The 20,870-nt window shown below is 31.4% G+C and carries 24 protein-coding genes; 13 read left to right on the forward strand and 11 right to left on the reverse strand.

Going from position 1 to position 20,870, the window contains the following annotated elements:
- Positions 1 to 204: 204 nt before the first annotated feature.
- Together MK851_RS14875 and MK851_RS14880 are read right to left on the reverse strand one after the other, a co-directional pair.
- Positions 205 to 792 (reverse strand): 2OG-Fe(II) oxygenase, encoded by a 588-nt coding sequence (locus MK851_RS14875; RefSeq protein WP_320244713.1) that lies wholly within the window; start codon positions 790 to 792, stop codon positions 205 to 207.
- Between the two features lie 654 nt (positions 793 to 1,446).
- On the reverse strand, positions 1,447 to 2,967 hold the full coding sequence (locus MK851_RS14880; protein ID WP_320244716.1) for a TlpA disulfide reductase family protein: 1,521 nt from the start codon (positions 2,965 to 2,967) through the stop codon (positions 1,447 to 1,449).
- A gap of 445 nt (positions 2,968 to 3,412) precedes the next feature.
- Here MK851_RS14880 and nadC point away from each other — a divergent pair, with 445 nt between their 5' ends.
- From nadC to MK851_RS14925, 9 genes are all read left to right on the forward strand, one after another.
- Positions 3,413 to 4,273: a carboxylating nicotinate-nucleotide diphosphorylase gene (nadC, locus tag MK851_RS14885; RefSeq protein WP_320244719.1), complete on the forward strand. Its 861-nt coding sequence runs from the start codon at positions 3,413 to 3,415 to the stop codon at positions 4,271 to 4,273.
- Positions 4,274 to 4,289: 16 nt separating this feature from the next.
- Positions 4,290 to 6,392, forward strand: coding sequence for a M3 family metallopeptidase (locus MK851_RS14890; RefSeq protein WP_320244722.1), 2,103 nt, complete (start codon positions 4,290 to 4,292; stop codon positions 6,390 to 6,392).
- Positions 6,393 to 6,962, forward strand: a complete 570-nt coding sequence (locus tag MK851_RS14895) for a pentapeptide repeat-containing protein (RefSeq protein WP_320244724.1) — start codon at positions 6,393 to 6,395, stop codon at positions 6,960 to 6,962.
- Entirely contained in the window at positions 6,943 to 7,134 is a 192-nt protein-coding gene (locus tag MK851_RS14900; RefSeq protein WP_303506625.1) for a four helix bundle protein, read from the forward strand. The genes MK851_RS14895 and MK851_RS14900 overlap by 20 nt, the downstream gene beginning before the upstream one ends.
- Positions 7,135 to 7,263: 129 nt before the next feature.
- Positions 7,264 to 8,199 carry a YihY/virulence factor BrkB family protein gene (locus MK851_RS14905; RefSeq protein WP_320244726.1) on the forward strand — a complete coding sequence of 312 codons (936 nt, stop codon included), beginning with the start codon at positions 7,264 to 7,266 and terminating at the stop codon, positions 8,197 to 8,199.
- Between the two features lie 170 nt (positions 8,200 to 8,369).
- Positions 8,370 to 9,734 (forward strand): histidine--tRNA ligase, encoded by a 1,365-nt coding sequence (hisS, locus tag MK851_RS14910; protein ID WP_320244728.1) that lies wholly within the window; start codon positions 8,370 to 8,372, stop codon positions 9,732 to 9,734.
- Between the two features lie 71 nt (positions 9,735 to 9,805).
- Entirely contained in the window at positions 9,806 to 10,474 is a 669-nt protein-coding gene (gene folE / locus MK851_RS14915) for a GTP cyclohydrolase I FolE (protein WP_408034049.1), read from the forward strand.
- 168 nt (positions 10,475 to 10,642) lie between these two features.
- Positions 10,643 to 10,834 carry a cold-shock protein gene (locus MK851_RS14920; protein WP_115902247.1) on the forward strand — a complete coding sequence of 64 codons (192 nt, stop codon included), beginning with the start codon at positions 10,643 to 10,645 and terminating at the stop codon, positions 10,832 to 10,834.
- Positions 10,835 to 10,927: 93 nt separating this feature from the next.
- Complete coding sequence (locus tag MK851_RS14925) at positions 10,928 to 11,122, forward strand: YwbE family protein (RefSeq protein ID WP_320244731.1); 195 nt, start codon at positions 10,928 to 10,930, stop codon at positions 11,120 to 11,122.
- Between the two features lie 75 nt (positions 11,123 to 11,197).
- On the opposite strand, the gene MK851_RS14930 is transcribed toward MK851_RS14925, so the two are convergent.
- The 4 genes from MK851_RS14930 to mtaB are packed head-to-tail and all read right to left on the reverse strand — an operon-like array spanning position 11,198 to position 14,920.
- Positions 11,198 to 12,100 (reverse strand): lytic transglycosylase domain-containing protein, encoded by a 903-nt coding sequence (locus MK851_RS14930; RefSeq protein WP_303506614.1) that lies wholly within the window; start codon positions 12,098 to 12,100, stop codon positions 11,198 to 11,200.
- A 36-nt stretch (positions 12,101 to 12,136) separates the two neighbouring features.
- Positions 12,137 to 12,802, reverse strand: a complete 666-nt coding sequence (locus MK851_RS14935) for an alpha/beta hydrolase (RefSeq protein ID WP_320244733.1) — start codon at positions 12,800 to 12,802, stop codon at positions 12,137 to 12,139.
- Entirely contained in the window at positions 12,802 to 13,548 is a 747-nt protein-coding gene (locus tag MK851_RS14940) for a DUF6438 domain-containing protein (protein ID WP_320244735.1), read from the reverse strand. Before MK851_RS14940 ends, MK851_RS14935 begins: the two co-directional genes overlap by 1 nt.
- A gap of 37 nt (positions 13,549 to 13,585) precedes the next feature.
- Positions 13,586 to 14,920 (reverse strand): tRNA (N(6)-L-threonylcarbamoyladenosine(37)-C(2))-methylthiotransferase MtaB, encoded by a 1,335-nt coding sequence (gene mtaB / locus MK851_RS14945; protein ID WP_320244737.1) that lies wholly within the window; start codon positions 14,918 to 14,920, stop codon positions 13,586 to 13,588.
- A 127-nt stretch (positions 14,921 to 15,047) separates the two neighbouring features.
- On the opposite strand from mtaB, the gene MK851_RS14950 reads away from it, so the two are divergent.
- From MK851_RS14950 to MK851_RS14965, 4 genes are read left to right on the forward strand one after another with little or no spacing between them, the layout of a single operon-like run.
- Positions 15,048 to 15,548: a GNAT family N-acetyltransferase gene (locus MK851_RS14950; protein WP_303506605.1), complete on the forward strand. Its 501-nt coding sequence runs from the start codon at positions 15,048 to 15,050 to the stop codon at positions 15,546 to 15,548.
- The gene (locus tag MK851_RS14955; protein ID WP_303506603.1) at positions 15,545 to 15,865 is read left to right on the forward strand and encodes an antibiotic biosynthesis monooxygenase family protein; all 321 of its coding nucleotides are present in this window, start codon (positions 15,545 to 15,547) and stop codon (positions 15,863 to 15,865) included. Before MK851_RS14950 ends, MK851_RS14955 begins: the two co-directional genes overlap by 4 nt.
- A 2-nt stretch (positions 15,866 to 15,867) precedes the next feature.
- Positions 15,868 to 16,380, forward strand: coding sequence for a DUF4442 domain-containing protein (locus MK851_RS14960; protein WP_047790469.1), 513 nt, complete (start codon positions 15,868 to 15,870; stop codon positions 16,378 to 16,380).
- Positions 16,337 to 17,968, forward strand: coding sequence for an ABC transporter substrate-binding protein (locus tag MK851_RS14965; protein WP_413788392.1), 1,632 nt, complete (start codon positions 16,337 to 16,339; stop codon positions 17,966 to 17,968). Before MK851_RS14960 ends, MK851_RS14965 begins: the two co-directional genes overlap by 44 nt.
- Here MK851_RS14965 and MK851_RS14970 read toward each other — a convergent pair.
- The 5 genes from MK851_RS14970 to MK851_RS14990 all read right to left on the reverse strand — a co-directional run bounded on the left by MK851_RS14970 (position 17,965) and on the right by MK851_RS14990 (position 20,674).
- On the reverse strand, positions 17,965 to 18,699 hold the full coding sequence (locus MK851_RS14970; RefSeq protein WP_320244741.1) for a YggS family pyridoxal phosphate-dependent enzyme: 735 nt from the start codon (positions 18,697 to 18,699) through the stop codon (positions 17,965 to 17,967). The genes MK851_RS14965 and MK851_RS14970 overlap by 4 nt on opposite strands.
- Positions 18,692 to 19,417, reverse strand: a complete 726-nt coding sequence (locus MK851_RS14975) for an ATP-binding protein (protein ID WP_320244743.1) — start codon at positions 19,415 to 19,417, stop codon at positions 18,692 to 18,694. The genes MK851_RS14970 and MK851_RS14975 overlap by 8 nt, the downstream gene beginning before the upstream one ends.
- A gap of 89 nt (positions 19,418 to 19,506) precedes the next feature.
- The gene (locus MK851_RS14980; RefSeq protein ID WP_303506595.1) at positions 19,507 to 20,109 is read right to left on the reverse strand and encodes a MarR family winged helix-turn-helix transcriptional regulator; all 603 of its coding nucleotides are present in this window, start codon (positions 20,107 to 20,109) and stop codon (positions 19,507 to 19,509) included.
- Entirely contained in the window at positions 20,109 to 20,372 is a 264-nt protein-coding gene (locus MK851_RS14985) for a DUF2024 family protein (protein ID WP_320244746.1), read from the reverse strand. The genes MK851_RS14980 and MK851_RS14985 overlap by 1 nt, the downstream gene beginning before the upstream one ends.
- A 68-nt stretch (positions 20,373 to 20,440) precedes the next feature.
- Complete coding sequence (locus MK851_RS14990; protein WP_320244748.1) at positions 20,441 to 20,674, reverse strand: thioredoxin family protein; 234 nt, start codon at positions 20,672 to 20,674, stop codon at positions 20,441 to 20,443.
- Positions 20,675 to 20,870 lie beyond the last annotated feature (196 nt).

Consider the following 20,870-nt stretch of genomic DNA (forward strand, 5'->3'; position numbering starts at 1 on the left):
ATGGGTCGCTGATATCACGGCATGGGTCGCTGACACCACGGCGCGGGTCGCTGACACCACGGCACGGGTCGCTGATATTACGGCATGCTCCGCTAACACTACGGCGCAGACCTTTTTATCAAAGGCAATTGCCGTAACATCATAAGAACTTTACATAGAAATAAATCGCTAACTCCCAAGAACTAACAACTAACGACTAAAAAATTACCTGTATGGAGGTCCTGCAACCCAACCCACAATAGACTTACGAACCCCTTTGGTAATAGGAGTAACACGGTGCATCATAAAAGAAGGAAAAACAATGATGGTACCTTTCTCTCTAGGAGCACTTACAATTTTTTGATTCAGCATAAACTGTAAATCACCACCCTCATACTCATCAGGGTCAGATAACTGCATAGAAATACTCAGTTTTCTATCAGAAATTTCACCCGCACCAAAATCCAAATGCCAATCAAAAAAATCACCCTCAGTATAGCTAGCCAATTGCAAACAATTGTGAAATCCCAATAAATCAAACCAATACCGTTCGTTATTACACTTAATAGCCAAACCAGCCAATCGGTTGTAAATCCATTCGTTTTCAGGAGTATTATCAATAAACATCACATCGCTTTTTCTAAGCTCATCATCATAAGTGTTTGCTCCGCTAAGCGTAGCCTTAATTTTTTGATTCTCATTCCATAAATTCAAAATTCTATCCGTTTCATGCGGAAGAAATAAACCGTTGTAGTGTACAAACTCAGCAAAATTATGTTTTAACGGAAGACCAAAAGGATAGTTTATTGCCATGATATAAGAGTAGTTATAAGTTGAAAGAAAATTTCTTATTCTTTACAACACGTAAGTTTTAAAATTCGGTTAGTATTTAGATAGCAAAATATAAAAAACAAACAAGAAGGAGTAAAAAACAGTCGTAAAAGCAAGAAAATAAATCAAGAGTGTCAAACCAGTTGGTGCTTTTTGAGACAAGAATATAGGAAACTGTTAGTCCGAGTGATTTTGAGGTACGAAAAATAGTATCGAGAACTAATTTTAACGCAATAACTCTTTTTCTCAAGAATAATGCAGTCAAAGCTTTGAAATTCAGTTGTTTTTTTAATGAAAAAAACAACGCAAAGTTTGATAAATGGTTTTCAGTGAAAACTGAAAAAATCCTAAGAAAAAGTGTCTTTTCTTTTGATTCTTTTCTTTGGACAAGCAAAGAAAACGAATAGATTAAACTTGTTGTGCCTTTTGAAACAAGAATATAGGAAACCTGTCAGTTCGAGTGATTTTGAGGTACGAAAATCATACATCGACTTCGCTCAGTAGAACTATCGAGAACTAATTTAAACGCTATAGTTCTTTTCTTCAAGAATAATACATGCAAGGTTTTGATATTTAGTTATTAAAAAAAACGAACTAAAATGTTCGGTTTTTATTTTTATATGTTTAGGTTTAATATTACTTACTTAGGTATTTGTTCAAAAAAATAGTTAATTCATCACCTTTAGGACCAGGAGCATTTTCATGAAGGATTTTTCCTTGTTTATCAAGAAGTATATATCTTGGAATATTAACCAATTTAATTGATTTTAAAAAGTTTGCACTCTCTTGATTTAGCACCATATAACTATGCTGATAACTTTCCATATTTTCAGTTTTTACAGCGTTCAACCAGCTGTCTTTATTTTTGTCAATAGAAAGGTAAAGGAAAGTGATTTTTTCTTTTGAAAATTTATGTATCACCTTTTGATAGTCCGGCATAGATTCCCTACATGGGAAACACCAACTAGCCCAAAAATCGATAAATATATAATTGCCGTTGTTGTTCTTTATTAAATCATTCAAAGAACTTATTTCTTGATTATGATTTATAAGTTTTACATCATTCTTAATATTATCAAATATATCAATATCAAGTAAATACTTGTCTTCTAGGATAGTATTTAATTTGTCATCTTGGTATTTGTTTTTAAACTCATTAAATTTTGATTTAGTAACATTAAAAGATTCTCCAAAATTAATCATAGCTTCAATACTTAAAAACCGAGCATATTTTGTAAGTGAGTCATTAAAATATAAAGGAGCATTATCAAAAGCCTCTACATAATTAACGTATTCCTTAGAACGTGAATATGTAGGTTTAGATTTAATTACATTCTTTCTTAAGAAAGAAAGCATTAATGTTTTAGAATAGGGGTTTAAAAGAAGGCTGTCGTTTATAAAAATGGTTGAATTGAGTTTGTCTTTAGCTGCTTTTGACTTAAAAAAACTATGAAACACCGATAGTTTATTATTATACTCTATCAATGATTTAAAGTTTAAATGCACTTTTAAATCATTAGGTAGCTCTTGTTTTTTAAAAAAATAAATTTTGTACACGTAAAGTTTGTTCAATAGTTTAAAAAGAATTTTTTCTTCTTCATGTTTAGAAGGGTACACATCTCTGTTTACTTTTACAGGATAGCTAACAAATTTTTGATAATCATTATTACCTATCATCGGCCTTTTATTGTGCTTTATAGAATAAAAGATATTAGTTAAGGAATCTATTTGTTTTTTGAAGTTTTGATAGGTGCTATCTTGCTTTAATTTTTGTGAAACTTCTTTAAACCGTTTGTTATTTTGGTTGTAGGAGTTAACAGTATATTCTATTCTGTCTTCATAAGCTTTAATCTTTATGCTGTCACCTTTACCTAAAAAGAGAGTATCGGGAACAATTTTTTTATGACTTAAATAAATAAAATCACCTTTATTTAATTTTATATTAATAGTGTCTATTTTCTTTTTTGATGTATAGAGATTTTTATCAATGTTTTGATAGCTAGCTTCTTTTCTTAATGCAATTTGATTATCAGAATAGTTTTCTATGCAAACAATTAATTCATTTAAAGCTTTAGGAACTTCATTACTTTTTTTACTAGTACAAGAGAAGAACAAGAATGTAAACAGTACAAGTGAAATAGATTTTCTCAACGTCATTTTTAATTTTAATTATTAAAGGAATAAAAGTAAGGTTTTTTCTTGTGTTTGTTTTTAATGATTGATTGTTAGTTTTTTAACGTGTTGTTGGAAATGGAGACTCAATTTGCAGACGTTACTGTATGTTTTAAAATTAAAAAAAAACAAAAATAGTATCGAGAACTAATTTAAACGCTATAACTCTTTTTCTCGATACAAATTTTACTCATTTCAATCGTAAAATTCACTCGAATTGACAAAAACTTATCAAAAAGTACAATGTATCATATATAAAATAATACACTAAACAAATACCAAACACATAAAGTAGTAGAAAATGAAAAACAACCTGTAACAGGTTTAGAATTTTGTTAGTAAAGAAAGGTAAAAATTACACAACAATAAGCAGTAAACTCAAAACAGAGAACTAAAAATAATTGTATTTTTACCTCAACAATTCAAAACTATGATTTCACAAGAACAATTTAATAAAGAGTTAGATTTAATTATAGCCAATGCTATTAGAGAAGATATAGGAGATGGAGACCATACATCATTATCATGCATACCTGCCGACGCAACAGGAAAAGCAAAGCTATTAGTAAAAGATGAAGGTATAATAGCGGGAGTAGAATTTGCCAAAATGGTGTTTAACTATGTAGATGCCGATTTAAAAGTTGAAACGTTAATAAATGATGGAGCACCCGTAAAGTACGGAGATATTGTTTTTTACGTATCAGGAAAATCACAATCTATATTAATGGCAGAACGTTTGGTGTTAAATGCCATGCAACGTATGAGTGCTATAGCAACCAAAACCAAGTTTTTTGCAGACCTGTTAGAAGGAACCAAAACAAAGGTGTTAGACACTCGTAAAACAACACCAGGAATCCGTGCTTTAGAAAAATGGGCAGTAAAAATAGGAGGTGGAGAAAACCATCGATTTGCCTTATACGATATGGTAATGATTAAAGACAATCATATTGATTTTGCAGGTGGAATTACACAAGCAATAACCAAGACTAAGAAATACCTAGCGGAAAAAGGATTGGATATTAAAATTATTGTGGAAGCACGCAGTTTAGAAGAAATTGAAGAAATTTTACAAAACGAAGGGGTGTACAGAATTTTGATAGATAATTTTAACTATGAAGATACCCGAAAGGCGGTAGCAGTGATAGGAGATACATGTTTAACAGAATCTTCTGGAGGAATCAACGAAAAGACTATTAGAGAATACGCAGAATGTGGGGTTGATTTTATTTCGTCTGGAGCCTTAACACATTCAGTATATAATATGGATTTAAGCTTAAAAGCAGTCGATTAATATAACTTACTACATCATGAAAAAACAACTATTACTCATAGCAACGCTAGTAGTAGCTATGTCGTGTAAAACAGAGCAAACTAAAAAAGAAACCACTTCAAACATGGTAGAAAACCCATTATTAGTAAAAAGCAGTTTACCTTATGGTGCACCTGATTTTACCAAAATAAAGAACGAACACTTTATGCCTGCAATTTTAAAAGGTATGGAAGTTCAAAATGAAGAAATTGCTAAAATTATAGCAAATACAGAAGCGCCAACATTTGAAAATACAATTATAGCTTTTGAAGAAAGTAGCAAAACGTTAGATAATGTTGAGGCAGTTTTTTACGCTTTAGCAGGAGCACATACTAACGATACGATTAAAGACAATCAAAAAGAATTAGCTCCAAAGTTTTCTAAGCACAACGATGAAATTTTATTAAACACCAAGTTGTTTGAAAAAATAAAAGCGGTACACGATAATTTAGACAACTTAGAGTTGGATGCAGAGTCTAAACACTTGGTAAAAGAACAGTATAAAAAGTTTGTAAAAGCAGGAGCTAACTTATCTGAAGAAAAAAAGAACGAGTTAAAAGAAATCAATGCAGAATTAGCAAGTTTATCTAACGACTTCGGAAAAAAGTTACTAGACGCGAGTAAAAAAGGAGGTTTAACGGTTACGGATAAAGAACAGTTAAAAGGACTTTCAGAAGAAACAATTAAAGGTTTAGAGAAAGACGGTAAGTACGAAATCCAACTAATTAATACCACACAACAACCTTTATTACAAACTTTAGAAAATAGAGAAGTTCGAAAAGAATTGTTTGAAAAATCTATTCACAGAACAGATGCTGGCGATTATGATACAAGCGATTTAGTAAAGAAAATGGCTTTGTTACGTGCTAAGAAAGCACAGATTTTAGGTTTTGACAATTTTGCTAGTTGGAGCTTACAAGGAACAATGGCATCTACACCAGATAAAGTATTTGAAATGTTCAACGGATTAATTCCGGGGTCGTTATCAAAAGTAGCAGCTGAAACGAAAGAAATTCAAGCAGAAATCAATAAAGAAGGAAACGACTTTACTTTAGCACCATACGATTGGAATCATTTTGCTGAAAAAGTACGTAAGTCTAAGTACAACTTAAATGAAGATGAGGTAAAACCATACTTTGAGTTAACCAACGTGTTAGAAAAAGGAGTGTTTTATGCTGCAACAAAATTATACGGAATCACCTTTAAAAAGCGTACCGACATTCCTACCTATCACCCAGATGTGGTAGTGTATGAAATCTTTGAAGAAGATGGTAGTAAGTTAGGATTGTTCTACGGAGATTTCTTTGCAAGAGATAGTAAAAGAGGAGGAGCGTGGATGAGTGCTTTTGTAAAGCAATCTAAATTAAGAGGTCAAAAGCCAGTAATCTACAATGTTTGTAACTATCCTAAACCAGCAGAAGGAGAACCAGCATTAATTAGTTTTGATAATGTAGAAACTACCTTCCATGAGTTCGGACACGCGTTACACGGTTTATTCGGAAATCAAAAATATGCATCAATTTCAGGAACAAGTACTGCAAGAGATTTTGTAGAGTTCCCGTCGCAGTTTAACGAAAACTGGGCAACACATCCAGAGGTATTAAACAACTATGCGTTGCATTATAAAACAGGAGAAGTAATTCCTGATGCATTATTACAAAAAATTAAAGATGCAGGAACGTTTAACCAAGGATATTCAATTATAGAAAACTTAGCATCTTCTAATTTAGATATGCAATGGCACACTATTTCAGCAGATACTAGAATTGAAGATGTGGCTAAATTTGAAGAAGAGGCATTAGCTAAAATGAAGTTGAAGATTGATGAGGTACCACCAAGATACCGTTCAACATATTTTGCACATATTTTTAGCGGAGGATACGGTGCAGGATACTATTCGTATTTATGGACAGAAATGCTAAGTCATGATGCGTACGATTGGTTTAAAAACAACGGATTGTTAACTAGAGAAAACGGTCAGAAGTTTAGAGAACAAATCTTATCGAAAGGAAACACGATGGATTATGCAGAAATGTATAAAGTTTTTGCAGGAAGAGATCCACAAGCTGAACCAATGCTAAAAGCGAGAGGATTACAATAAATGAATGATTTCTTTGACAACGAAACGTTCACAAAAGTTGATTTTACACTAACAAAAATCAACAAAGGAGAATATGATAGCTGTACGTTCGAGAATTGCAATTTTGAGAACGTACATGCTTCTAATATCGAATTTTTAGAGTGTGAGTTTATCAACTGTAATTTTAGTAATACAGTGGTAAACCACACTTTTTTTAAAGATTGCACTTTTGAAAACTGTAAAATGGTTGGGGTAAAGTTTAATGAATGCAACAACTTTTTGCTAGAAATGAGCTTTCATAACTGCCAACTAAACGTATCTTCTTTTTACCAATTAAAAATTCCTACTACAAAATTTATAAGTTGTAATTTGCAAGAAGTAGATTTTGTTGAAGCTGACCTAAGTAGAGGTGTCTTTAAAGATTGTGATTTAAAAGGAGCAATTTTTGATCAGACGAATTTAGAAAAAGCAGATTTTACAACTGCTACTAATTTTGCGATTGACCCTGAAAATAATAGGGTTAAAAAAGCTAAATTTTCCAATGAGAATATTGTAGGATTGTTATATAAATATGATATTGTGGTGGAGTAATGTGGTTGGGGGTATTGGAGTGGCTTCGTTGTTTGAATTACAAACGCAACTTGAAATTTCTTCAAACTTAGAGTATATTTCAAAAGAATCTTTTGACAGACTTTATGAGGAATCAAGAGAGATAGAAAGAATGCTATCAAGTTTAATAAGAAAGCTAAAGGAAAAACGATAAAAACTATGCAACTTTGATACAGTAACACTACTCAACTTTGAAACTAAAAAGACTTAGCATCTTTGCAACTAAAAACACTTTGTAACTTAGAATCTCTGAAACTAGAAACACTTTGCAACCAAAAAGAAAATGACTAAACAGATAGAAGAAAACCTTGAGAAAATTCCAGTAATAAACTGGCTCGTGGCCTTTGGAAAGAAAATTAAAATTCCAGGGTTAGAAGGAATGTCTTTGTACGATGTGCTCGAAATGTATGTTATAGGTATTGTAAAAGGAGCATTAACAACAAGGGCAGGAGGTATTGCTTTTAGTTTCTTTATGGCGATTTTTCCATTCTTATTATTCATTTTAACATTAATTCCTTACATCCCAATTGAGGGATTTCAAGACGGACTACTCTCATTAATGCAAGAAGCACTACCACCAAAAACCTTTGAAGCGGTAGATTTTGTGATAAAAGATATTATTAACAATCAATATGGTGGATTATTATCTTTCGGTTTTTTAGCCTCTATTTTTTTAATGACCAATGGTGTAAATGCAATATTTGGTGGGTTTGAATATTCGTACCATGTTACAGAAGTGAGAAATGTTTTAAGAGCTTATTTTATTTCGTTAGCAGTATCGTTGCTAATGTCATTTTTCTTAATCGTAACGGTAACACTTATTATTTTTTATCAAATAGCCTTAACAAGAATTCACAAAATTGGATGGTTAAACACAGGAGATTTAGACTTGTTTTACTACGGAAGAGGTTTTTTGTTTTTAGTGATGATTTTTACCATTGTATCGCTACTTTTTAGATACGGAACCAAACAAGGTAAAGATGTGAAATTCTTTTCTCCAGGTGCTATTTTAACTACAGTAGTATCTATGTTTACCTTTTACTTATTTGGAATTTATGTAGTTAAGTTTGCGCAATACAATCAGCTATACGGTTCAATTGGTACGCTGTTAGTTTTAATGCTGTTTGTGTGGTTAAACGCCATTATTCTACTCTTAGGTTTTGAGTTAAACGCTACAATTTACCGTTTAAAACACAAAAATAAAGCGACCGCTAAATAACATTTTTCTTCATATTTTTTCGGATATTTGCAGGCTAAAATGCAAATCAAATTACGAGTTAACAATTACGAATTGTCAATTAATTCATAATTAAAATTCCGTGATTATAAAATATACTTTAGTACTTAGTGCAACTAACGGCTAAGAGCTAACGACTAAAAACCAATAAAATGAAACCAGGAATCCCAAAAGGAACAAGAGATTTTTCATCAACAGAAGTAGCAAAAAGAAACTATATTTTCAATACAATTAAACATTCGTTTGAAAATTTTGGATTTCAACCTATTGAAACACCAAGTTTTGAAAACTCTTCAACATTGATGGGAAAATATGGTGAAGAAGGGGATAGATTGATTTTTAAAATCTTGAATTCTGGTGATTATTTAAAAAAAGTAGATGAAAACTTATTGGCAGACAAAGACAGTCAAAAAGTGACATCAAAAATTTCTGAAAAAGCCTTACGTTACGACTTAACAGTACCGTTTGCACGTTACGTAGTACAACACCAAAACGAAATTACGTTTCCGTTTAAGCGTTACCAAATTCAACCCGTTTGGAGAGCTGATAGACCTCAAAAAGGACGTTTCCGTGAGTTTTATCAATGTGATGCCGATGTAGTAGGAAGTACCTCATTATGGCAAGAAGTTGAATTTGTACAATTATATGATACCGTTTTTAGTAAGTTAGGATTAAAAGGTACGACTATCAAAATCAACAACCGAAAAATCTTATCTGGAATTGCTGAGGTAATTGGAGCATCAGACAAACTGATTGATTTTACAGTGGCTTTAGATAAGTTAGATAAAATAGGAAAAGACGGTGTAGTAAAGGAGATGTTGGAGAAAGGAATTTCTGCTGAAGCCATTGAAAAAGTTGATCCGTTATTTAATTTTTCAGGAAGTAATCAAGATAAGTTAGCTTCTTTAGAGGCAATGTTACAAGGGTCGGAAGAAGGGTTACAAGGAGTGGCTGATTTAAGAACTGTAGTTGATAACGTAGAAAGTTTAGGACTAGATTCAGCAAGCTTAGAATTAGATGTAACCTTAGCTAGAGGATTGAACTATTACACAGGGGCTATTTATGAAGTAGCAGCACCTGAAGGTGTAAAAATGGGTTCTATTGGTGGTGGAGGTCGTTATGACGACTTGACAGGTATTTTTGGTTTAAAAGATGTTTCTGGAGTAGGAATTTCTTTTGGATTGGATAGAATTTACTTGGTGATGGAAGAATTAGGACTGTTTGAAGCAGTAGAATTGCCAAAACCTAAAGTATTGTTTTTAAATTTTGAGGAAAACGAGAGTTTAGATAAAATAAAAGCCATAAAAACATTACGACAAAACAATATAAAGTCAGAAATGTATCCAGATGTGGCAAGCAGTAACAACCAGCAAAAAAAGCAGTGGAAATATGCTACCAATAGAGAAATTGAGTTTGTAGTGACCACTGTTGAAAACGGTACGCTTGTTGTTAAAAATATGTCTACAGGAGAGCAAACTACTTGTTCTTTAGACGAATTGATAAATAAAGTGCAGTAAATTACCAACAATGTTGTAAATTTGCGCCCTACTAATTTTAGATAGAAATGTTTGAAGTGAACAACAACAAAATGAATGACGATAGAATTGACGAAATAGGAGAGAACCACATTGCTACGTCGGCTAAAACACCTTTACGTGCAGATGCTTTCGATATTTCTGACGACAAAAAAATAGAAAGAATTCAAGAAAGTGTTAAAGAAATTCTTGAAACTTTAGGAATGGATTTAACAGACGATAGTATGCAAGGAACTCCTAAAAGAGTTGCCAAGGCTTTCGTAAATGAGTTGTTTATGGGGTTAAACCCAAAAAACAAACCAAAGGCATCAACATTTGACAATACTTACAAGTACGGTGAAATGTTAGTTGAAAAAAACATTATTGTATATTCAACATGTGAGCATCATTTATTACCAATTATTGGTAGAGCTCACGTTGCGTATATTTCAAATGGTAAAGTAATCGGTTTATCTAAAATGAATCGTCTTGTAGAGTATTACGCTAAGCGTCCGCAAGTACAAGAGCGTTTAACAATGCAAGTAGTACAAGCCATGCAAGAAGCATTAGGAACTCAAGATGTTGCTTGTGTTATAGATGCTAAACATTTGTGCGTTAACTCACGAGGTATTAAAGATATTGAAAGTAGTACAGTAACTGCTGAGTTTGGTGGAGCATTTAAAAACAAAGAAACTAAACGTGAATTTTTAGATTACATTAAATTAAACACTGATTTTCAATAGAAAATAAGTTATGAAGAAAAGTAAAAAAGCTCATTCGAAAGAATGAGCTTTTTTACTTATTAAGTGAAAGAAAATGAGTATTTTATGTGTTATTAAAAAATTTGGCACTACATTTGCAACACAATAAATGTTGTTGACACTTAAGTAAACAACACATAATTTTTTATAATGAATAAAGGTATAGTAAAATTCTTCAACGAATCAAAAGGATTTGGATTTATTACAGAAGAAGGATCAAACAAAGAACATTTTGTACATGTTTCAGGATTAATCGACGAAGTTCGTGAAAACGACGAGGTTGAATTCGATTTACAAGATGGAAAAAAAGGATTAAACGCAGTAAACGTACGAGTATTATAATATATATTTATTACTAGTTAATTTTTTAATGAGTAAAGCCTATCAATATTGATAGGCTTTCTTATTTAATGTATTTAAAAATAATTTAATAAAATGAAAAACGGTAACCATAAAAAAGATATTACCATAGGAGCAAAGGTTGAAGTTGTACAGAAACACCATCAAAGAACGGGTGAATTAACAAGTGGTGTAGTAAGTAAAATTTTAACCAAATCAGCGACTCATCCTCACGGAATTAAAGTACAATTAGACTCTAGAATTGTAGGTAGAGTAAAAAAAGTTTTATAAATGGTTGTTACGTTATTTTTGGATATACCACCCAGCTAAAAATAAAATGTAAAAAACTAAAAGTGTTTGTTCCTGCTATTTAACAGGAATTTTAATTTCGTATAATTTTCTACTACGGTTATTTAACTTATTTTCTCGTAACCAAGAATTATGTAATTTAAGTTCCTTGTAAGTGGTTCCAAACTTTTTAGCAAATAAAGCAATGTTACTAATGGCAGTATCTACTTTTACTGTATATGTTTCAGGTAGTGTATATAAATCTTCTTGGTCGAAAACAAAACCATACTCTTTAGGATTAGAAATAATTTCTTTTAAGGCTAAGACTCTAAAAACATAACGTTCAGTCTCATCAGGTAATAAAGCATCATAGTAGCTAGTTACCCCTTGAGCATCTAATCTTTTAGAAATTCCATAGTTACCAGCGTTATAAGCAGCTGCTGCAAGTGTCCAAGAACCAAAACGCTCTTTTGATTTTTTTAAGTATTCAGCAGCTACTTTGGTAGATTTTTCTATATGGTAACGTTCATCAACGTTGCTGTTAATTTCTAACCCATACTCTCTACCTGTTTGCTTCATAAAGTGCCACATACCAGCTGCTCCTACATGTGATGTTTCATCAATAAATCCACTTTCAGCCAAGGCTAAAAATTTAAAATCGTCAGGTAAGCCATATTTTTCTAGTAGAGGTTCTAAAATAGGAAAGTATTTATTAGCACGTTTTATAAGTAACAATCCATTAGACTGCCAATAGGTGTTTACTAAAAGCTCTCGATCCATTCGTTCTCTAATGTCAGGTTTTTCAATAGGAACTCGTTCTCCAGCTAAATTTAAATCGTTAGGTAGTTTTAAAGCTTTAACTTCGTAGCTTTCTGACACATTTTTAATGGTAGGTTCGTTTGATTTACTTATAGTATTGGTAAATAAAATTCCAAGAAATACTATAGTTAAGATAGATAAGAAGCGGATTGATTTGTTCATTTTTCTTTTAGTTTTGTCTTATGTTGAGTAATGGTTTTAATTCATCAAAAAACATTCCTTTTTTAATATTTTAGAAATAGTTTTTGCCTTATTAAGTATCATTACATGTGTACCATTTTCAACTTCAATTGCGTTTTTAATATATTTTATAGGAAAAACTTCATCTTTTTTTCCATGAATGTGTATTATACCAGGAATTGATTCTTTTTGTTTCCAGTGCAATACATTATATATAGCCCATTGCAAATACTTTTTATCTCTTATTGATAAATATATTTTATATAACTCAGCTCGTTTTTTTAAATAATCATTAAAAAAGTAGCGTTCGTAACTTTCAATATTTGAAATAACTTTTGAAGGGAAAAGTTTATAGGCTTTTGTTACTTGTACTAGTTTAAAACGTTTAGGAAACTCTTTATTGCTTTTAACACTTGATATTATGATTATTTTTTTGCAATCAATAATTTTACTCATTTCCTGTACCATAATACCTCCAAAAGAAACTCCAATTAACACAGGGTTTTTGTGTTGGATTTTAGCACATAATCGTTCGGCATATTCTTCAATACTTTCATCGATAGATGTTGGAATCATCCAATCTAAAAAGTGTAATTCAAAATGTTCCTTTGGTAAAGAAATACGCTCAAATATTTTGGTATTGGCGGCTAAACCAGGAACAAAATATAGGTGAGTTTTAGGCATTATTCAATAAACTTTTTGTCTAATAAAATACCATCTATATATTCATGTATATCAATAAGTTCATCAGGAATATCTTTCCATAAACGAATTAAGATTTGTTTTCCATCATGAACTATATAGGTACTAGATAAATCAGGTATTCTAGGATTGTTATATGCGTCTTTAAAACTTTTAAAATCCTTTTTAGTAAGTTTTTTGTTTAACTCTTGTAGTTGTTTTTCAGAAAGCGTAAATTTCTGAATACCTTTTACAAGTACATATTCCACACCGTTATAAACTACGTTTCCTTCTTTATCAATAGAAACAGTATATACTGGGCAGTCACCAAAACATTGAGTTTTAGTAATCCTTAAAAGATTATTTTTCTCTTCGGAAATAATGTTAGTTAATTTTTCATCCGTGTTGGCATCAATCAATCTGAACTCACCACTTTCTTGTAATTTATCAATCCAAAAATCACGTTTCCCTTCCGGGACTTCAACAATAGCTATTTTTGAAGCATCTGTTTCATAAGCCATTTTACTCCAAGTTAAACCGCTGTTTTTTATAAGTGATTTTACATCATCAATACTTTTAGCATTTTTAAGAACAACAATTAACTCGTTTTGAGAAGCTATAGGTTTTGTAACTTCTTCTTTAATAATTGTTTCTTTTTCTATTGGCTCTGTTAATTTGGTTTCAGAACCTTTTTTAGGAATACCACAAGAGATTCCTAAGGCTAAAAAAGAATATAGTAGATATTTCATAGGTGAGTTTTTTTGATTGAGTGAACTAGTTGACAAGTTAAGCAATAACTTCAGTATCTACAAAATCAAAGCGTACTAAACCGTCTTCATCAATTTTTGTTAACGTAACTGTATGTAATGTATTTACTAATTCAGGATTCCAAGGAGCTTTAACTTTTACATAGTTTTCGGTAAATCCATGAATATACCCTTCTTTGTTTTCGCTTTCAAACAATACGGTTAGTGTATTCCCTAACTGACTTTCATAAAAAGCTCTACGTTTTTTAACAGATAATCCGCGCAGCATTTTACTTCGTTTTGCACGTGTTTTCTTTGGAACCACACCATCCATTTCAACAGCTTCAGTATTTGGTCTTTCAGAGTATGTGAAAACATGTAAGTAAGAAATATCTAAATCAGCTAAATAGTTATAGGTTTCTAAAAACAATTCATCTGTTTCACCAGGGAAACCAACAATAACATCTACACCAATACAAGCGTTGGGCATTACTTCCTTAATTTTTGCAACTCTATCGGTGTATACTTTTCGCAAGTAACGACGCTTCATTTTCTTTAAAAGTGTGTCACTTCCTGATTGTAGTGGAATGTGAAAATGAGGAACAAACGTATTTGAGTTGGAAACAAAATCAATTGTTTCATCTTTTAATAAATTAGGCTCAATTGAAGAGATTCGTAAACGATTAATTCCATCCACTTTATCAAGAGCTTGTACTAACTCTAAAAAGGTATGTTCGTGCTTTTTGTTACCGAATTCACCTTTTCCGTAGTCGCCAATATTTACTCCTGTTAAAACGATTTCTTTAATTCCTTTTTCTGAAATCTCTTTGGCGTTTTTTAATACGTTTTCTAAGGTGTCACTTCGAGAAATTCCACGAGCTAGCGGTATCGTACAGTAAGTACATTTGTAGTCACAACCATCTTGCACTTTTAAGAAAGCACGGGTACGATCTCCAATAGAATAAGAGCCTACATAAAAATCGGCATCTTCAATTTCGCAAGAATGTACTTCACCAATATCATTTTTGGCTAAGTCGTTGATATAGCTAGTTACATTAAACTTTTCAGTAGCACCTAATACTAAATCTACACCATCAACAGCAGCTAATTCTTCTGGTTTTAATTGTGCGTAACATCCTACACCAATAACAAAAGCCTCTTCATTTTTCTTCAAAGCAGATTTTACAATACTTTTAAAACGTTTATCAGCATTGTCTGTTACAGAACAAGTATTAATCACATATATATCTGCTTCCTCTTCAAACTCAACACGCTCAAACCCTTCATTAACAAAGTTTCTGGCAATGGTTGAGGTTTCAGAAAAATTTAATTTACAACCTAAGGTGTAAAAAGCTACTTTTTTGTCTACATTCATCTTTTCTCTATCCTAAATAAAAAACAAAAGCCTTGTACAAGTCTTTAATTTTTTAGAAGTTCGTATAGTTTATTTAATCTACTACTGCTTAAAACAGTTTTGGGTTTGCAAAAGTACGATAATATTCATGATTTTTGAAACGAAAAGATTACTTGTTAGAAAGCTTCAAGTTGTTGATATAGAGCCTTTTTATGAGCTGGAAAGTAATCCGAAAGTATTGCAATACGCCACTGGAGAACCTAAAAATTTAGAAGAAAGCAAAGAGGATTTAGAACAGCTTATAGCACGATATATTAATAAAGAAAATGATTTTTGGATTTATGCCATAGAGCGTAAGTCAGACAATGAATTTGTAGGCACGGTTGCTTTGGTAAAAGATGAAGAAGGCAATGATGAAATAGGATATCGGTTTATAGAACGATACTGGGGAAATGGTTTTGCAACTGAACTTTGTGAAGGATTAATACAGTACTGTAAATCTATAGGAATGAAAAAACTTATAGGGTGTGTGGTGGATGAAAATGTTGCTTCTGCTAAAATATTAGAGCGATTCAATTTTGTTGCTATAGAGAAATTTATAAGTGATGATATTGGCTTACCAGAAACTAAATATGAACTAATTTTATGATAGTAGATAATTTAAAACCTCCGTATTACGCAGTAATTTTCACGACAACTCTTTCAGATGATAGAGAAGGATATTATGAAATGGCTGAAAAAATGGACAACTTAGCTAAGGAACAAGAAGGGTATTTAGGTATTGAATCTACAAGAAGCGATGTAGGGATTACGGTTTCTTATTGGGAAAGTTTGGACGCTATTGTTAAGTGGAAAAATAATGTAGAGCATATTGAAGCTAGAAACATAGGAAGAGAAAAGTGGTATAAAAAATATCAACTACGTATATGTAAAGTAGAACGAGAGTATGGTTTTGAAAAAGGATAGGTATGTACGCAACAATTTCTAATTTTTTAAAAAGGTTTTTTAAACAAAGTACTATTTTTAAGTACGGATTCAATATTTCTCCCATGTATAGAAGATCTACTGGGAAAATAAATTATGTTTCTGAAGATTTATTGAAAGCGCAAGTGAAAATTCCTATTACGTACAAGAATAAGAATTACGTAGGATCTATTTTTGGAGGAAGCTTATTTTCTGCAACCGATCCTATTTTTATGATTCAGTTAATAAATATTCTTGGAGATACTTATGTAGTTTGGGATAAAGCTGCAACAATATTATTTAAAAGACCTGTAAAGCAAGACGCTTATGTAGATTTTATTTTTTCTGAAGATGAAATAAAACAAATAAAAAAGCAGGTTAAAAATGAACAGGAAATCAATTTAATAAAAGATATTAAAATAACGAACCAAGATAAAACTGTTGTTTTTGCAGAAGTTTCTAAAACCATATACATTGCAGATAAAACCTACTATAAAAATAAACGTAAAAAGAAATAAAGTAGTTGTATTAATAGCCTTATTGTTTCTTTTTTCTTGTACTAAAAAGAAATCAAAATATACAAACAATCAGGTTTTTCGTTATAATGAGCACTCAAATATTACCTCATTAGATCCTGCTTTTGCAAAAGATCAGCGAAATATTTGGGGAGTCAACCAACTATATAATGGATTGGTAGAACTGGATGATAGTCTACAAGTACAACCTTCGATAGCTAAGAATTGGACAATTTCTGAAGATGGAAAAACGTATCAGTTTGAGTTAAGAAATGACGTGTTATTTCATAAGCATGAATTATTTGGAAAAGATTCTACGAGAAATGTAATAGCCCAAGACTTTGAATATTCTTTTAATCGATTACTTGATAAGAATGTAGCGTCTCCAGGAGGATGGGTATTACAAAATGTTGCTAGTTTCAACGCAGAGAGCGATTCAGTTTTTACCATCAATTTAAAGCAACCTTTTCCACCTTTTTTAGGATTGCTTGCTATGAAATATTGTTCGGTTGTACCAAAAGAAGCTGTTGATTATTTTGGGAATGAGTTTAGAGCAAATCCGATAGGAACAGGACCTTTTCATTTTAAACTTTGGGTTGAAAATACCAAGTTGGTATTGAGAAAAAATCCACTCTATTTTGAAAAGGATGAAAAAGGAAAACAACTTCCGTATTTAGAAGCAGTAGCTGTTACTTTTTTACCAGATAAACAAAGTGAATTTTTACAGTTTATTCAAGGAAATATTGACTTTATGAAGAGTTTGGATGCTTCGTATAAAGATGATATTCTAAACACTGATGGAACTTTAAAAGAGAAATATGCTTCTAAAATTAACATGGAAACAGGAGCGTATTTAAACACAGAATATTTAGGAATATATTTAGATGGAGAAGAGGAGCATCCAACAAAATCAAAACTGATACGACAAGCCATTAATTATGGTTTTGATAGGGAGAAGATGATAAAATTTTTGAGAAACGGAATCGGTAACCCTGCTACAAGTGGATTTATTCCTAAAGGATTACCTTCATTCAATAACCAACAAGGATATTCATACAACCCTGAAGAAGCAAAGAAGTTAGTAGTGCAATACAAAGAAGAAACAGGAAATGAGAATCCACAAATAGCTATTACAACGAACAGCAATTATCTAGACTTGTGCGAGTTTATTCAACGTGAGTTACAAAAAATAGGGATAGCTACTAAAGTAGATGTAATTCCGCCTTCAACCTTGCGCCAAGGAAAAGCAAATGGAAAGTTGCCTATTTTTAGAGCAAGTTGGATTGCAGATTATCCTGATGCTGAAAATTATATGTCACTTTTTTACAGTAAAAACTTTACGTCTAATGGACCCAATTATACGCATTTTAAAAATGAGCTTTTTGATACTTTGTACGAGCAATGCATCAAAGAAGTGGATGTAAAAAAACGTTACAGGTTATACCAAAAAATGGATAGTATCATTATTGCAGAAGCGCCAATTGTACCGTTATATTATGATGAGGTAATTCGTTTTACACAGAGAAATATTACCGGTTTAGGAATTAATCCGATTGATTTGTTAAACCTGAAAAAAGTACAGAAAAACTAAGCGTTACTTTTTGCTTCGTTCCAGTAATAGCTGTCAGGATATATTCGTTCTCCAAAAATAGCTGTTCCAACACGTATAATAGTAGCGCCTTCTTCAAGAGCAATTTCTAAATCACCACTCATTCCCATAGAGAGTTCATTCATTTCTACATTAGGAATTTGTAGTGACTTGATTTCTTCTTGAAGTTGCTTTAAAAGCTGGAAACATTTTCGAACTTCATCTGATTCCGAGCTTAGTAAACCAATAGTCATTAACCCTTTGATATGAATATTTTTGAATTCAGATATCTTTTTTACTAATTCAATAGTTTCTTCTGGTTTAGCCCCAAACTTACTTTCTTCAAAAGAGGTGTTTACTTGTATGTAGACATCAATTTCTTTTTCTTCAAAAGTTAAACGTTGATGTAATTTTTGAGCAACTGATAAGCGATCGATAGATTCAATACAGCTAGCCCATTTTATAACTTCTTTAATCTTGTTACTTTGTAAATGACCGATAAAATGAACTTCAGGTTGTAAATGTTTTATAGCATTACATTTTTGTTTTAATTCTTGTACTTTGTTTTCACCAACTAGGTTTTCTCCTTGTTCTAAAGCAAAGTTTATTTTATCTGTATCTACCGTCTTAGTAGCTAACAATAAACGAACATCTTTTGAGTTTCTATTTGCTTTTTTACATGCAAATTGTATTCTTTGGCGAATAATGTTGAGGTTATTTTGAATATTATCCATTTACTAATTGACTATTTAGTTCTTCTTTTTCAATAATTTTATTTTTTACAGCTCGAAAAGTAATGTCTTTAGCTTCTGCATACGATATACCGTACACACGAGTTACCTTTCTAAACTCTTCAGGAAACCGTTGTAATAACGCTTCGTAATAGCTGTCTAAGTCTGATTCACTAGGTGCTTCAAATTTAAGTTTTAGTTGAAAGCGTCTTAAAAGTGCAGTATCAATAACACTAGAGTGATTGGTAGCAGCGATTAATAAAACGTCATTTGGAAGTTGATCTATTAATTGTATTACAGTATTTACCAATCGTTTCATCTCGCTAGAGTCTTTGCTATCATAATCACGAGCTTTACCAATGTAATCAAATTCATCTAAAAAAAGCACAGCACTTTCTCTTGTAGTTTTTTTAAAAACTTCGGAAATATTTTTAGCTGTTTCTCCTAGTTTTGAAGAAACAATGCTCCCCAAATTAAGTATGATAATTTTTTTATCAAGCTTTTTGGCAATAGCCTTAGCTGTGGTAGTTTTACCGCAACCAGTATGTCCAAATAATAAAACTTTATTATCAACAGGCAGCTTGTATTTATCTAAAACAGTAACGTGTTTAAATTCTTTTAGTAGTTGCTGTAGCTTATTTTTGTTTTCATTACTAAGATGAATTTCATCTAGTTTTATAGTTGTTTCTTTCGATTGAAGAATTAAGTTATGTATAGCCATTTGTGTTTTTTGTCAAAAATAAAAGGTTGTATGTAATAAAATTAGTTTTTTAGCATATCCTTAAAAAGTAAAGTTGACGCTTTAAAGTATTAACTCTTAAATTCGTGTTCAGGACAATCAATTCTTAACTCTTTAGAAGCTAGTTTAGATTGTAAAAGTTTACAAAAATGTTCGTTGTTTTCATGTTGGTAATAAGAACAAGTATAGCACATTCTTTGAATCGTTATAACTCCTGCTTGATTTAGTTGATATATTACTTTTAAAAGCCCTGCTAGTATGTCTTTCTTTTGGTCTTCAGGGAATGAACTCAAAGGTTTCTCAATATTAAAAGTGAAGTTGGCTGATTTCTCAGCTATTTGTTTTCCTTGCTCAGTTAAACCAATAATATAACTTCTAGTATCGTTAGGATTATGAAACTTTTGAACTAATTCTTTTTTTAATAAAACCCTAATACTATCACTAATAGTAGCTTTAGTCATGTTGAACTCTTCAGCTAAATAACTCACTTTACATTTTTCTTCTGAATGAAACAGTAAAAAAATTAGAATTTGAATTTGGATAGGGCTTAAAGAGTTCTCCTTGCTTTCGCTCCAAAGAAGTACTCTAAAAGCTTCAGAAATTCGTTCTAAAGCCACAACTATTTTACTTTCAATTTTAGTGTTTTGCTGGTTTAAGTCAAAAGGAGATTTCATTAATTACAGTTTTCCATTTCGTAAATAAAACACCCTTTTTTATGTATAGCATCTCCCCATTCGGGTTTGAGTATTTCAATATGGCAAAATACACATTCTTTTGAAGATAGTTCAAGGTTTTCTAGTCCTTTAGTTTTTAAATACTCCTTACCATAGTTGAAAATAATGGTTGTGTCTTTAATGCTTGAAGGCACAATAATATCAAAATGCATTTGTGTATTATCTTTTTTTGTTACATAAGTATCCCAAACAGCTACTTCCATTTTATATAATTTAAAATATCAAAAAGCTCTACAAAGTTAGGAATACTAACTTTGTAGAGCGAAAAAAATTATCCTTTAACATCTTCAATTGAAGCTCCAAAATTAATATGGAGAACATTCCCAGTAGGAGTAACCAAAGCAGGAACAGACTTTACACCTGAACCTTCAGCTTCTGAAATTCGACTTTTATCTTCACCAAAGTGAACGATTTCAACATTATCAGAACCAATTAGGTTTATAATGTCTTGTTCTGTGCTTACACAAACAGGGCAACCTGCGTGATAAAAAATAGACTTACTCATATTATATTGATTTTAAATTTCATTACAAATATAGTTAGGTTTCCTAACTAATAAAAAATTTGAAGATAAAATTTTATAAAAGAATAACAATTGTTTATGTACTCTGGCTTTAAGGGTTAGTGTTTAAAAAGAATAAAGTTGTTAATAGTTAATAAGAAAATAAAAATGTTATGTAATTTTAGCAGTTCTAATTGTT

It is taken from the genome of Tenacibaculum sp. 1B UA, from assembly GCF_033978845.1.
Lineage (GTDB): Bacteria > Bacteroidota > Bacteroidia > Flavobacteriales > Flavobacteriaceae > Polaribacter.